Genomic DNA, 13,868 nt, shown 5'->3' with positions numbered 1-13,868 from the left:
TGTAAGGGATTTGGCAACACACGATACGGTGGTGCTTCTGGCATGTGCCAGAGTCTTCATGGGCTGGTCGACCGCCATGAAAGATGTACGCGACCGGTGGCGCAAGTCGTACTGGTGCTACGTGATTTGACGGGCCGTGTGAGGTCTGCGCGTCGCGCTCGGGCGGTTGTTCGACGGCCCTGTGTTCACAGTGTCGTTGTCTCGGCCAACCGCGGCAACTCTGTCCGGATTTCGCGTCATGCGAGCGGCCCTCCCGGAGTCCTACAGGCATGGACATCACTTTCGAGCAACCCGCCCGTGCCCGGCTGATCACCGCCGAGGACGAGGAGGTCCCGGTGCCCGCCACGCTCCGGTACACCTCCGGTGATCCGCTGGCCGTCTTCGTCGACTTCCCGGCCGAGGTCACCCTCGGCGGCGAGGAGGTCACCTGGACCTTCGCCCGCTCGCTCCTTGACCAGGGGATCAGCGCCCCGGCCGGGCGCGGGGACGTCCACATCTGGCCCTGCGGCCCGGGCCGTACGGCTGTCGAGTTCCACTCGCCGCACGGCCTCGCCCTGCTCCAGTTCGACACCCAGGCACTCTTCCGGTTCCTGCAGCGCACCCACGAGGTGGTGGCCCCGGGGCAGGAGGACGTCGAGGCCGTCGTGGAACGCGGGCTGAGCACCCTGTTCGGGGGCGTGTGAGGCGCACGGGGCGCCACCGACCGGACTTTGACTCTTGTTCACTCCCGCCTCACCGATCCGGTCCGGAGCCTGCCGACCGCCCCGTGCACCCTGGCGCGCGGTGTGCCGCACGGGCGCACCGGTGACGAGGACGGGGCGAATGACACCGATCAGCCGAAGAGGCTTCGTGGGACTGGGCGCTTCCGTTGCGGCGGGCATGACGGTGGGCGCCGCCGGCCCACGGACCGCGGCCGTGGCCCAGAGCACGGCGACCGGCACGATCTCGGACGTCAAGCACGTGGTGATCCTCATGCAGGAGAACCGCAGCTTCGACCACTACTTCGGGCGCCTCAGGGGCGTCCGCGGCTTCGCGGACCGCAGCGGCATCACCCTCAGCGGCGGCCACACGGTCTTCGACCAGCCGAACGGCACGGGCCGTCAGTACCCGTGGAAGCTCAGCGCCACCCCGGACGCCGGCGGCAAGGACGGCGAGACCCTCGCCCAGTGCAACGGCGACCTCCCGCACTCCTGGTCCTCCCAGCACTCCGCCTGGAACAAGAGCCGCCTCGACAACTGGGTCGCGGGCGTCGGCAACGTGCGGTCCCTCGGCTACCTGGACCGCGCCGACATCCCCTTCCACTACGCGCTCGCCGACAACTACACGATCTGCGACGCCTACTTCTGCTCCACCCTCAGCGCCACCGGCCCCAACCGCACCTACCTGTGGAGCGGCAAGGTCGACGCCTCCAGCTACGACGGCGGCGACGAGTCCGGCCTGACCTGGCAGAACTACGCCGAGGCCCTGCAGAGCGCCGGAGTGACCTGGAAGGTCTACCAGAACGCCCAGGACAACTACGGTGACAACGGCTGCGCCTACTTCTGGAACTTCGCGAACGCCACAGCGGGCAACCCGCTCCACGACCGGGGCATGTCCTCCGTCCCCGCGGTGAGCGGCTCCACCCCCGACGACATCGCCGCGGCGATCAAGGCCGACGTCGTCGCCGGCACCCTCCCGCAGGTCTCCTGGGTGGTCGCCAACCAGGCCTTCTCCGAGCACCCCTACGCCCCGCCCGGCGACGGCGCCCACTTCGTCAGCCTGGTCTACCAGGCCCTCGCCGCCGACCCGGACGTCTTCGACTCCACCGTCCTGTTCCTCAACTACGACGAGAACGACGGCTACTTCGACCACGTCCCGCCCCCGGCCCCGCCCGCCGGCACGGCCGGGGAGTTCCTGAACGGCGTGCCCTACGGCTTCGGCTTCCGGGTCCCGATGATCGTCATCTCGCCCTGGACCCGCGGCGGCTGGGTCTCCTCCGAGGTCTTCGAGCACACCTCGGTGCTGCGCTTCCTGGAGACCTGGACGGCGGCCCTCGGCACACCCGCGAAATGCCCCAACATCAGCGTGTGGCGGCGCGCCGTGAGCGGCGACCTGACCGGCGTCTTCGACTTCGCCAACCCGGTCCACGGCGCCGTCCCCCTGCCCGCGACCGGCGTCATCGGCTACTCCACCTGCGGACCGCTGCCCAACCCGGTGCCCACCACCAACGCCTTGCCCGCCCAGGAGACCGGCATCCGCCCGGCCCGCGCGCTGCCCTACCAGCCGAACGGCTACCTGGACCACCTGGAGTTCGGGACCGGCGGCACCGTCCGCGCCTTCTTCACCATGGCCAACCAGGGCACCCAGGCCACCCGGGCGGCCCACTTCTCCGTCCACCCGAACGCCTACCGGGACACCACCCCCTGGCAGTACACGGTGGACGCGGGCTCCACGGCCTCCGACTACTTCAACATCGGCACCGGGTACGGCGCCGGCAGGTACGACATCACCATGGTCGGCCCCAACCGCTTCCTGCGCCGCTTCCAGGGCGACGCCGCCAAGGCCGGCAAGTCGGCCGAGGTGAGCACCCGTTACGCCGTGGAGCCCGGCACCGGCAAGCTCGCCGTCTGGTTCAGGATGGCCAACTCCGCAAGCTCGCCGGCGAAGTTCACCATCACCTCGAACAACTACCGCACCGACGGCCCCTGGACGTACACGGTCGCGGCGGCCGCCACTGCCGAGGACTACTTCAACGCCGTCGCCTACCAGGGCGGCTGGTACGACTTCACGATCACGGTGGACTCCGACGCGACCTGGTCGCGCCGGTTCACCGGCCATCTGGAGACGGGCGCCGCCTCCGTCAGCGGCTGAGGTCCGCGTACAGGTCCGGGCGCGGGGCGAGCTCGACTGTCGTACGGCCGCCGGTCTCCAGCGCCCGGACCCCGGCCTCGGCGACCACGGAGGAGGCGTAGCCGTCCCAGGCGCCCGGCCCGGTGACCCGGCCCTGCCGGGTGGCGTCCACCCAGGCCTGCACCTCGCGGTCGTAGGCGTCGGCGAACCGCACCAGGTAGTCCTGGGCCACCTCCTCGCGGGCGCCGCCGCCCGCGGTGACCAGCATGGTGTGGTCCTCGCCGATCCGGGCGCTGCCTCGCTCGCACACGGCCTCGCAGCGCACCTGGTAGCCGAAACCGCAGTTCACGAAGACCTCGACGTCGACGACGGCGCCCCCGTCGGTCTCGAACAGCACCAGCTGCGGGTCGAGCAGCCCCTCGGGGGCGTCCGCGGAGGGCCGCGGCCGCAGCACCGTCACCGCGGTCAGCTCCTGGCCGAGCAGCCAGCGGGCCGCGTCGATCTCGTGCGACACCGAGCTGTTGATCAGCATCGCGCTGGTGAAGCCGGGCGGCGAGGACACGTTGCGGTGGGTGCAGTGCAGCATCAGCGGGCGGCCCAGGCTTCCGGAGTCCAGCAGCGACTTCAGGCGCCCGTACTCGGCGTCGTAACGGCGCATGAACCCGATCTGCGCCAGCCTGCGCCCGAGCCTCGCCTCGGCCTCCACCACCCGCAGCGCCCCGGTGGAGTCCGGCACCATGGGCTTCTCGCACAGCACCGGGAGCCCGTGCTCGAAGGAGGCGAGCAGCGGCTCCTCGTGCGCCGGGCCCGGAGAGGCGATCAGCACGGCCTCGACGCCCGGCGCGGCCAGGGCTGGCAGCGGATCCGCGTGCACGGTGACCCCGTCCAGACCGGCCGCCGCCTCCTTGGCGCGGTCGAGGTCGGGGTCGGCCACCGCGGCCACCCTCGCGCCGCTGATCACCCGGTCCAGCCGTCGTATGTGGTCGGCACCCATGTGTCCGGCACCCAGCACCGCGACGCCCAGCAACTCAGCCACGCCCACACACTCCGTCTCGGCCGACGATCACGATCCTGAGCCTACGTCGGCCGGATGAGGGGTTCGTCAGTAGCGCAGCACGCCGGCGATGCCGTTCTCGTCGCCCAGAGTGCCGTCGGGGACGAAGCGGACGTCGGCGCCGGTCTCCAGGCACTGCTCCACGATCTCGTCCACGATGTCGTCGCGGGCGTCCAGGTCACCGCTCACGGCCGGGATCAGGTGGTCGCCGTCGTCGCGGACCGTGGTGCGGTAGTTCTCCTCCACGGCGAGCAGCCGGACACGGCCCTCGCGGGCGTTCTGCCAGACCTCGTCGACACCGGCCGCGAACGTCTTGTGACCGCGCGCGGACTCGAGTTCCCGGGTCACCGACGCGGCGCTCCGGCGGTTCTCCGCCTGGAGGAGCGGAGTGATCGCCTGCCACACGGCCTCCGGGCCGGCGTGCGAGAGACCGCCGTGCCGCACGGGGATGCTGTGCCTGGCGACGTTTCCGAGCTCCTCCCACAGGGAGAGCGCGGCCTGCTCACCGGTGACGTACAGCGGCCGCGGCTCGTCGCGCAGCAGTGCCGCCATCGCGGTGTTCGCGTCCCGCAGGAAGTGCTTGGTGTCCTCGTCGCGGAAGGTGCTGGGCGTGTCGCCGATCTGCTCCTGTCGCTCGGCGTCGAAGTTCCGCTGCGGGCGGTCCATCGGGAAACCGCCGGACCGGCTCTCGGTGACGCGGTCGACGCCGCCGTTCCACAGCGTGACGCGGTCGGCCGAGAGCGAGAGCACCCAGAAGGGGCGCTCGGCCGCCTGCGCCGAGACCAGGTTGCGGGTCAGGAAGGTGTCCGAGAGCACCACGCGCTCGGGCACGCTGCGGGCCAGCGACCACACCTGGTGCTCACCCGGCGCGGCGAAGATCACCAGGCCGTCCTCGGTGTACGTCAGGTCGACCTCGGCGAGCGCCTGTTCGAGCTGGCTGACCACGTCGGAGCGCCGGTCCCGGGTGACCGCGGGATCCGCCTCCAGCTGCTTCTTCGCCTCGGCCACGACATTGCGCAGCCGGACGGGGTCCTGGGCGCTGTCGGGCTCGCGGCGGTGCGTCGGAGTCAGCACCGACACGGCGGGGTAGGGGCGCGGGCGGCGCAGCTCGGCAAGGGTCGAAGGACTGAGTGCGTGCTCCATATCAGCACCATAAGACCGATTCGCCATTGCGGCATTTGGGGTAATTCGCCGGTGTCGTGAGATCCGGCGTGCGCCGTAACCGTGTTGAGGCCCGGCGGCCGGTGACGGCGGGCCGGACGGCCGGTTACCGTACCCGGCAGTAACCGGATCACGCCCCAGGAGGCCCTCATGCCGCAGTTCGAAGTCGACGGAGCGGCACTGACGTACGACGACGAGGGCCCCCGCGACGGCGGCGCGGCGCCCCTGGTGTTCATCCACGGCTGGACCGCGAACCGGCACCGCTGGGACCACCAGGTGGCGCACTTCGCCACAGGGCGCCGGGTGATCCGGCTCGACCTGCGCGGGCACGGCGAGAGCACCGGGGCCGGTGTGAAGACGGTCGCCGAACTGGCCCAGGACGTGGTCGCGCTCCTCGACCACCTGGAGGTGGACCGCTTCGTCCCCGTCGGCCATTCCATGGGCGGCATGATCTCCCAGACCCTCGCGCTCGCCCACCCCGAGCGCGTCGAGCGGATGGTGCTGGTCAACTCCATCGCGCGGATGACGTACAGCCGCGGCCGCGGGCTGCTGATGGCGGCCTCGACCCTCGTGCCGTTCAAGCTGTTCGTCGCCGCCAACATCCAGCGTGCCTTCGCCCCCGGCTACCCGCGCGAGCAGATCCGGGAGTACGTGCGCGCCTCCGCCGGCACCCCGCGTGAGGTCGTCATGACGCTGTACGGCGCCATGCGGGCCTTCGACGTCCTCGACCGGGCCGGCGAGATCACCGCGCCCACCCTGATGGTGCACGGCTACCACGACATCCAGTTGCCGTTGGGACAGATGCTGCGGATGGCCAAGGCCTACCCCGACGCCGAGGTCCGGATCATCGACGCGGGCCACGAGCTTCCGGTGGAGCGGCCGGCCGAGCTGACGGCGGTGCTGGACCGGTTCCTGACGCCGGCCGCTTAGCGCGCACCCGCGACAGCACCACGTGACCGGCGCCCGGCGAAAGCCGCGGCGCCGACCCGTTTGGGGAACTTTTTGCGCTTGGCCTGTTCGGGGCGGACGGAGCCCGGTGCGAGGCGGGTTCGCGGACCTCGCGCGGGCAAAGCGCGTCCGAAAGGGGGGGTGTGGTACTCCGTTCGTGTTACGGCCAAGTTGACCGGCCGAGGTCCCGGGCGCACGCTCGTCATATAGGTGCTGAATACAAGTGGTTCGCTTGGGCAATTGTCTGCGCCGCAGAACCGCAGGTGGCGCGCATGACCCGGCTGACCGGCAGCAGGAGGTAACGCATGTGTGGCATCACCGGCTGGGTCTCCTTCGACCGTGACCTCACCACCGAGAAGCGCGCATTGGATGCAATGACGGAGACCATGGCCTGCCGCGGCCCGGACGACCGGGGCACCTGGAGCGAGGGCCCGGCCGCCCTGGGCCACCGCCGGCTCGCGATCATCGACCTGCCCGGTGGCCGCCAGCCGATGACCGTCCGCACCCCGGACGGCACGGTCGCGATGGTCTACTCCGGCGAGGCCTACAACTTCACCGAGCTGCGCCGCGAACTCGCCGCCCGCGGTCACCGGTTCACCACCGACTCCGACACCGAGGTGGTGCTCCGCGGCTATGTGGAGTGGGGCGACGCCGTCGCCGAGCGGCTCAACGGCATGTACGCCTTCGCCGTCTGGGACGGCCGCCACGACAAGCTCGTGATGATCCGCGACCGCATGGGCATCAAGCCCTTCTACATGTACCCGACCCCGGACGGCGTCCTGTTCGGCTCCGAACCCAAGGCGATCCTGGCCAACCCGCTGGTCCGTCCCCGCGTCGGCCTGGACGGCCTGCGTGAACTGTTCACCATGGTGAAGAGCCCCGGGCGCGCCGTGTGGGAGGGCATGCACGAGGTGGAGCCCGGCACGGTCGTCACCGTCGACCGCCACGGCCTGCACACCCGGGTCTACTGGCGGCTGGAGACCCGCCCCCACCCCGACGACCGGGCCACCACCGTCGCCACCGTCCGCGAACTCCTCGACGACATCGTGCGCCGCCAGCTGGTCGCCGACGTGCCCCGCTGCACCCTGCTCTCCGGCGGCCTCGACTCCTCCGCCATGACCGCCCTCGCCGCCCGGCAGCTCGCCGTGCAGGGGGAGAAGGTCCGCAGCTTCGCCGTCGACTTCGTCGGCCGGACGGACAACTTCGTCGCGGACGAGCTGCGCACCACCCCCGACACGCCCTTCGTGCACGACGTGGCCCGCCTGGCCCGCACCGACCACCAGGACATCGTCCTCGACGTGGCCAGCCTCGCCGACCTCGCGGTCCGCGAGCGGGTGATCCGGGCCCGCGACCTGCCGGCCGGGTTCGGTGACATGGACACCTCGCTCCTGCTGCTGTTCCGGGCCGTCCGTGACCAGTCCACCGTCGCGCTGTCCGGCGAGTCCGCCGACGAGGTGTTCGGCGGCTACCTGCAGTTCTTCGACGAGGGGGCCCGCACCGCCGACACCTTCCCCTGGCTCCACCAGTTCGCCCGGCACTTCGGCGACGACGCCGGCGTCCTGCGCACGGACCTCGCCAAGTCCCTCGACCTGGAGAACTACGTCGCCGACGCCTACCACTCCGCCGTCGCCGGCATCCAGCGCCTGGACGGCGAGAGCGACTTCGAGTACCGGATGCGGCGCATGAGTCACCTGCACCTCACCCGCTTCGTCCGTATCCTGCTCGACCGCAAGGACCGGATGAGCATGGCCGTCGGCCTGGAGGTCCGGGTCCCGTTCTGCGACCACCGGCTCGTCGAGTACGTCTACAACGCGCCCTGGGCCCTCAAGTCCTTCGACGGCCGCGAGAAGACCCTGCTCCGGGAGGCCACCCGGGACGTCCTCCCGCAGTCCGTGTACGACCGGGTCAAGAGCCCCTACCCGTCCACCCAGGACCCGGAGTACGGCCGCGCCCTCCAGGACCAGGTCAAGGACCTGGTGGCCCGGCCCGACCACCGGGTGTTCGAGCTCGTCGACCGGGAGAAGGCCGACCGGGCCGCGCACCGGGCCGAGCTGAGCACCCAGGCCGACCGGCGCGGCCTGGAACGCACCCTCGACATGGCCCAGTGGATCGACCTCTACGACCCGGAGCTCACCCTCGCCTGAGCCCTATGCCCCCGGGCCTCAGTCCGACGAGTCGGTGACGGCGCCGCCGTCACCGTCCGCCGGGCAGGAACTGCCGTCGGGCGGCAGCGTGCCGTAGAGCAGGAAGTCGTCGACCTTGGCATGCACGCACGTGGACGACGTGTACCCGGTGTGGCCGTCGCCCCTGTTGTCCAGCACCACGGCCGCCGGGCCGAGCCGCTTCGCCGTCTCCACCGTCCAGCTGTACGGCGTCGCCGGGTCACCACGGGTGCCCACGAGCAGCATCGGGGCGGAGGGCACGTTCTTCACCTCGTCGCGGATGAAGTCGGTGCCGCGCGGCCGGCCATAGCACAGCAGCACCTGGGTCAGCCGGAACCGGCCGAACACCGGGGACGCCTGCTGGTACTCCTTGTCGAGCCGGGCGAGATCCCGGGTGAGTCGCCCGGCGCTCGGCCGGTCCGGGTCGTCGGCGCAGTTGATCGCCATCAGCGCGGCCGACAGGTTGTCCACGGGGATGTCCGCGCTGCCCACGAGCCCGCCGCCCGGCCTGTGCTGCCCGTGCGGAAGCGCGTAGCCGCCGGATGAGAGGTTCTGCAGCCCCCGGGTGTCGCCGTCGTCGGTCAGTGCGGCCAGCGCCCGTTCCAGCAGCGGCCACAGGTCCTTGCCGTAGAGCCCCTGCCCGACGGCGTCCACCAGGTCCTGCCCGGTGAACGGGCCGCCGAAGTCGGAGGGCACCGGGTCCTCGTCGAGGGAGCGCACCAGCTTCACGACCGCGTCGCCGGCCTTGCGCCGGTCCTGCCCGAACGGGCACCCGCGGTCGGTGACGCACCAGTCCAGGAAGTCGTCCAGCGCCGTCTGCTGCCCCCGGGCCCCGGCGACCCCCTGCTCGGCCAGCGACTCGGTCAGCGTGTCCACCCCGTCCAGTGCGATCCGGCCCACGTTGTACGGGAACTGCGCCGCGTACACCGCGCCGAGCCGGGTGCCGTAGGAGAAGCCCAGGTAGTTCAGCTTCCTGTCGCCGAGCGCCTGGCGGATGACGTCCAGGTCCCGGGAGGCGTTCACGGTGCCTATGTGGGACAGCACGGGACCCGAGTTCCTGGTGCAGCGGAGCGTGAGCTGCTTCAGCGCCTTCATCAGGGCCTGCGGACGCGCGACGTCGGGAGGCTCGTCGTCGCCCGCGTCCGCCGAGGGGTCGCCGGTGCCGTCACCGCAGCTGACGGGGGAGGAGCGGCCGACCCCGCGCGGGTCGAAGCCGACCAGGTCGTAGCCGTTGGTCAGGCCCATGAACTCCTTGGCGTCCTGCCCGAGCTGGCTGACCCCCGAGCCGCCCGGGCCGCCGAAGTTCAGCAGCACCGAGCCCCGCGACTTCCCGGTCGCCCGATAGCGGGACAGCGCAAGGTCGAGGGTGCCCGCGGCCGGCCGTGCGTAGTCGAGGGGGACGGTGACCTTGGCGCACTGCATGTCCTTGGGCAGCTCCACGTCCTTGCACGCCGTCCACCTGACCTGCTGCCGGTAGAACGGGGTCAGGTCCGGCTGTTCCGCACCCGCGGCCGCCGGGGTCGCGGGCAGCCCGGCGCCGAGCAGGGCCAGCGCGACAGCGCCGGCGCCGGCGCAGCGCCGCAGGGCGGCCCGGTGACGGGGCACGGCAGGCATCGAGGGCCTCCAGGGACGCTCCGTGGCGGACCGGGTACAGGACTTTCGCTCACCATAAGCGGGCTCCGCGGGGCCCGCCTCCCGGCGGGCGGTGCGGGCCGGGGTGCCCTACCCTGCGCGCGGTCACGACCTTTCGGATGCCTTGCATACTTTTGCCGCCGGTTCGATATCGCTGTCCCTCGATGGGGTGAAATGTGGATAAGCCATAACTCACATGGTTCGTCTGCGTTTTAACCGTTGCGGGCGAGCGCCTGCAATCATGTCTGGAAGGCAGGGAACCTATGAAACGGGTTACCCGAAACGGTGTTGTCGCCGTCGCTGCCGCCTCCGGTGCGATGGCCGTGGCGGTTCCGGCCTGGGCCGACGCGGGCGCGTCCGGTACCGCGGCCGGTTCGCCCGGGGTGGTCTCCGGCAACGGCATCCAGTTGCCGGTCGACCTCCCGGTCAACGTGTGCGGGAACACCGTGAACGTGGTGGGGCTGCTGAACCCGGCAGCCGGCAACGTCTGCGCGAACGAGGGCCGCGGCGCCACCGGCGGCGCGCCCGGTGGCTCGGCCACGTCCGGTGGCGCGACCGCGCAGGGCGCCGAGGAGGACTCGCCCGGGGTGGTCTCCGGCAACGGCATCCAGTTGCCGGTCGACCTCCCGGTCAACGTCAGCGGCAACAGCGTGGACGTGGTCGGCGTCCTGAATCCGGTCACCGGCAACACCTCGGTGAACACCTCCGGCGACCACCCCAGCCCGCCGAAGACCCCGGAGCCGCCCACCGTCAAGCCGCCGGCCCCGCCCAAGGCCCACCACGAGCCGAAGGCGCACCACCCCGCCGTGCCACTGGCCCAGGCGACCCTCGCCCACACCGGTACGGACCTCACCGGCGCCACCGTGGCGGGCAGCGCTGCGCTGCTGCTCGCCGGGACCGCCCTGCACCGGCGCTTCCGTCCGGGCCGGACGCGCTGACCGGCCGGCGTGATACCGGAGCGGGCTGACGCACCGCACATCGGCAGGCCCCACCGGACCCCGACCGGTGGGGCCTGCGCCGTGAGCGCGGGCCGCCCGGAACCGAGCGGCCGGCCGGTGGACCGGAGCGGCATGCAGCACGTCAACGGCTTGATCCCGTCGTGGCACGGTGCCCTGTGATCGGGAAGGATGCTGCGGGCGCGCGGCGCCGGTCGCCGCGCGATCGGACCCCGTCACGAAATGGAGCGCTTCGATGACCTCTCCGGCCCCCCAGGACCTCGTCGTCACCCGGGCCACGCCCGACGACTGGCCGGTGGTCGTCGGCTGGGCGGCGGACGAGGGCTGGAACCCCGGACTGTCGGACACCGCCGCCTTCTTCGCCCAGGACCCCGACGGGTTCTTCGTCGGCCGGGTCGACGGCGAACCGGTGTCGGCCGTCTCCGTGGTCAACCACGGTGCCGACTACGCCTTCCTCGGCTGGTACCTGGTCCGCCCCGACCTGCGCGGCCGGGGCCACGGCCTGACCACCTGGAAGACCGCACTCGCCCACGCCGGCAACCGCACCGTCGGCCTGGACGGCGTGGTGGCACAGCAGGACAACTACCGCCAGTCCGGCTTCGAACTCGCCCACCGCACCGCCCGGTTCGTCGGCGAGGCCGCCGCGGCCGAGCCCCCGGCCGGCGTCCGGCCCGCCCGCGCCGCCGACCTGGCCGCCGTCACGGCGTACGACAGCGCCTGCTGCCCGGCCGACCGGCCGCGCTTCGTGGCCGCCTGGCTGACCACCACCGGGCACAAGGCCCTCGTCCGCCACGACGGCGACCGCCTCACCGGGTACGGCGTGCTCCGCCCCGGCCGCGACACCCTGCGCATCGGCCCCCTCTTCGCCGACACCGCCGAGGACGCCCGCGCCCTGTTCACCGCCCTCACCGCCGAGGCCGCGGGCAGCCAGGTCGCCATCGACGTACCCGAGACCAGCACGGCGGGCGTCGCCCTCGCCGAGGAGGCCGGCTTCGTGCCCTCGTTCGAGACCGCCCGCATGTACACCGGCCCGGTCCGCGACCACGCCCGCGAGCGGGTCTTCGGCGTCACGACGCTCGAACTGGGCTGACCGTCGGCCACCGGGCCGACGGTCGGCCCCACGGCATCCGGTGGCCGCGGGAAAAGGCGTTGCCCCCGTCGTGCCCGGATGGTGGAGTGCTCGGATGGACCACCGAACCGTGCTCGCTCTGTACGACCGTGACATGCGCCAGGGCGCCCGGCCCGACGGGCCCGGCGCCCGGGTGGAGCGCGTGGGTGCGGTGGTGCGCCAGGTGGCGGACGCCGAGGGATGGAACGGCGTCCTCTGGACGGACCTGGACGAGGCGACCGCGGATCGTGCGATCGCCGCGCAGGTCGGCTTCTTCGCCTCCCAGGGGCGGGAGTTCGAGTGGAAGGTCTACGGCCACGACCTGCCGTCGGACCTCGGCGACCGGCTGACCGCGGCCGGGTTCAGGCCCGAGCCGCAGGAGACGCTGATGGTCGGCGAGGTCGCCCGGCTGAGCCTGGACGCCGGGCTGCCGGACGGCGTACGCGTGGTGCCCGCCACGGACCGGGCGGGCATCGAACTCGTGGTGGACGTGCACGAGAAGGCCTTCGGCACCGACGGTTCGCGACTGCGGCACCTGCTGCTGGAGCGGCTCGCCGAGCAGCCGGACAGCATGGTCGCGTTGGTCGCCCTCGCCGGGGACGAGCCGGTCAGCGCCGCCCGGGTCGAGCTGGTGCCCGGGGCGAGGTTCGCCGGTCTGTGGGGCGGCGGCACGGTCGAGGAGTGGCGCGGACGCGGTGTGTACCGCGCCCTCGTCGCCCACCGGGCCCGGGTGGCCGCCGCCCACGGTTGCCGGTACCTCCAGGTGGACGCGTTGCCCACGAGCCGGCCGATCCTCGAACGGCTGGGCTTCCACGCCCTGACCACGACCACGCCGTACCTCTCTCCGCAGTGAGCGCGGCGAGCGGCGGGAGTCGGCCGGGCCGCTGACCGTCGCCGGGCGCACCCGCGCGGCGGGACCGCACCGCTCCTCGGTACGGTCCCGCCGCGCCCGACGCGCGTCAGGTCACCGGCGCGCCCTGGTGCGGTCCAGCGCCGCGATCCCCAGCGCCGCCAGGGCGATCTGGATGAACCACTCGATCCAGTCGGGACCCTTGGTGTCGGCCACGCCGAAGCCCGCCGCGAGCGCCGAGCCCAGCAGGGCCGCCACGATGCCGACGACGATGGTCCACAGGATGCCGATGTGCTGGCGGCCGGGGACGACCAGGCGCCCCAGCACACCGATGACGAGTCCGATGATGATGGCGCTGATGATGCCCGAGATCTCCATTTCCGCCCCTCTTCGTCTGTACCCCGCTGCTGTCCAATCTGCCCGCTGAATCGGCCGCCAGTCCCGTCCGGTTGTTACAGCGGTTTTCTGTTCACCGACCGGACATGCCATGTACCTTTCAATGAGTCGACGCGTGTAGAAATCTCAAACGCGTTCTACGCGCGCAGAGTTGGCGCCCGCACCGCCTCTACCCCACCCCCTCACGGAGGTTCGCCGGATGCTTGGATCCAGCAGATCCCGCCACAGACTCACCACCGCCCTCGCCGGGTTCGGGCTGCTCGTCACGGGAGCCGCCCTCCAGGTCGGCACCGGGGCCGCCCCCGCCCACGCGGCCACCACCTACCGCGTCCTGTTCGACGACGGCCACGCCGAGGAGGCCGGCAACGCGGACTGGATCATCTCCACCAGCAAGCCCGACCCGCTCGCCCAGGACTCCTCCCCGTCCTCGGAGACCGACTGGACCGGCGCACTCTCCTCGTGGGGCGTGGCCCTCCAGAAGACCGGCAGTTACAGCATGAAGACGGCGACGAGCGCGCTCACCTACGGCGGCTCGTCGACGACCGACCTGTCGAAGTTCGACGCGCTGGTGCTGCCCGAGCCGAACACGCTGTTCACGACCGCGGAGAAGACGGCGATCATGAACTTCGTGAGGGCCGGCGGCGGGCTGTTCATGATCTCCGACCACACCGGGGCCGACCGCAACAACGACGGCTACGACGCGGTCGAGATCCTCAACGACCTGATGACCAACAACAGCGTCGACTCGACCGACCCGTTCGGCTTCTCGATC

11 protein-coding genes and 1 pseudogene are annotated in these 13,868 nt (G+C 71.8%); 8 read left to right on the top strand and 4 right to left on the bottom strand.

The annotated features are described in order from the left end of the window. The first annotated feature begins 269 nt into the window (after window positions 1-269). Both JF597_RS21840 and JF597_RS21835 read left to right on the top strand, forming a co-directional pair. A complete protein-coding gene (locus JF597_RS21840) occupies window positions 270-683 on the top strand; it encodes an SsgA family sporulation/cell division regulator (protein ID WP_293997258.1) in 414 nt (137 codons plus the stop codon). A gap of 139 nt (window positions 684-822) precedes the next feature. Next, the gene (locus JF597_RS21835; protein ID WP_293997256.1) at window positions 823-2,850 is read left to right on the top strand and encodes a phosphocholine-specific phospholipase C; all 2,028 of its coding nucleotides are present in this window, start codon (window positions 823-825) and stop codon (window positions 2,848-2,850) included. On the opposite strand, the gene JF597_RS21830 is transcribed toward JF597_RS21835, so the two are convergent. After that, window positions 2,840-3,865 (bottom strand): Gfo/Idh/MocA family oxidoreductase, encoded by a 1,026-nt coding sequence (locus tag JF597_RS21830; protein WP_293997254.1) that lies wholly within the window; start codon window positions 3,863-3,865, stop codon window positions 2,840-2,842. The genes JF597_RS21835 and JF597_RS21830 overlap by 11 nt on opposite strands. Before the next feature lie 66 nt (window positions 3,866-3,931). Then, window positions 3,932-5,026, bottom strand: coding sequence for a chemotaxis protein (locus JF597_RS21825; RefSeq protein WP_293997252.1), 1,095 nt, complete (start codon window positions 5,024-5,026; stop codon window positions 3,932-3,934). A 168-nt stretch (window positions 5,027-5,194) separates the two neighbouring features. Here JF597_RS21825 and JF597_RS21820 point away from each other — a divergent pair, with 168 nt between their 5' ends. Continuing rightward, complete coding sequence (locus tag JF597_RS21820; RefSeq protein ID WP_293997250.1) at window positions 5,195-5,974, top strand: alpha/beta fold hydrolase; 780 nt, start codon at window positions 5,195-5,197, stop codon at window positions 5,972-5,974. 323 nt (window positions 5,975-6,297) lie between these two features. Next, window positions 6,298-8,136: an asparagine synthase (glutamine-hydrolyzing) gene (asnB, locus tag JF597_RS21815; RefSeq protein WP_293997247.1), complete on the top strand. Its 1,839-nt coding sequence runs from the start codon at window positions 6,298-6,300 to the stop codon at window positions 8,134-8,136. Window positions 8,137-8,154: 18 nt separating this feature from the next. Here the strand turns inward: asnB and JF597_RS21810 are convergent, their stop codons facing one another. After that, complete coding sequence (locus JF597_RS21810; protein WP_293997244.1) at window positions 8,155-9,768, bottom strand: alpha/beta hydrolase; 1,614 nt, start codon at window positions 9,766-9,768, stop codon at window positions 8,155-8,157. 335 nt (window positions 9,769-10,103) lie between these two features. Here JF597_RS21810 and JF597_RS21805 point away from each other — a divergent pair, with 335 nt between their 5' ends. The 3 genes from JF597_RS21805 to JF597_RS21795 all read left to right on the top strand — a co-directional run bounded on the left by JF597_RS21805 (window position 10,104) and on the right by JF597_RS21795 (window position 12,703). Further along, entirely contained in the window at window positions 10,104-10,724 is a 621-nt protein-coding gene (locus JF597_RS21805) for a chaplin (protein WP_293997242.1), read from the top strand. A gap of 253 nt (window positions 10,725-10,977) precedes the next feature. Continuing rightward, complete coding sequence (locus JF597_RS21800; protein ID WP_293997240.1) at window positions 10,978-11,832, top strand: GNAT family N-acetyltransferase; 855 nt, start codon at window positions 10,978-10,980, stop codon at window positions 11,830-11,832. A 94-nt stretch (window positions 11,833-11,926) separates the two neighbouring features. Further along, window positions 11,927-12,703, top strand: a complete 777-nt coding sequence (locus tag JF597_RS21795; RefSeq protein ID WP_293997237.1) for a GNAT family N-acetyltransferase — start codon at window positions 11,927-11,929, stop codon at window positions 12,701-12,703. Window positions 12,704-12,814: 111 nt separating this feature from the next. On the opposite strand, the gene JF597_RS21790 is transcribed toward JF597_RS21795, so the two are convergent. Further along, window positions 12,815-13,078 carry a GlsB/YeaQ/YmgE family stress response membrane protein gene (locus JF597_RS21790; RefSeq protein WP_293997235.1) on the bottom strand — a complete coding sequence of 88 codons (264 nt, stop codon included), beginning with the start codon at window positions 13,076-13,078 and terminating at the stop codon, window positions 12,815-12,817. 217 nt (window positions 13,079-13,295) lie between these two features. Between JF597_RS21790 and JF597_RS21785 the strand changes: the two are divergent. After that, window positions 13,296-13,868 (top strand): annotated as a pseudogene (locus JF597_RS21785) (hydrolase); the annotation flags it as partial.

Source organism: Streptomyces sp. (genome assembly GCF_019510245.1).
Taxonomy (GTDB): Bacteria; Actinomycetota; Actinomycetes; order Streptomycetales; family Streptomycetaceae; genus Streptomyces.
This window is presented reverse-complemented; position numbering and strand designations above follow the sequence as displayed.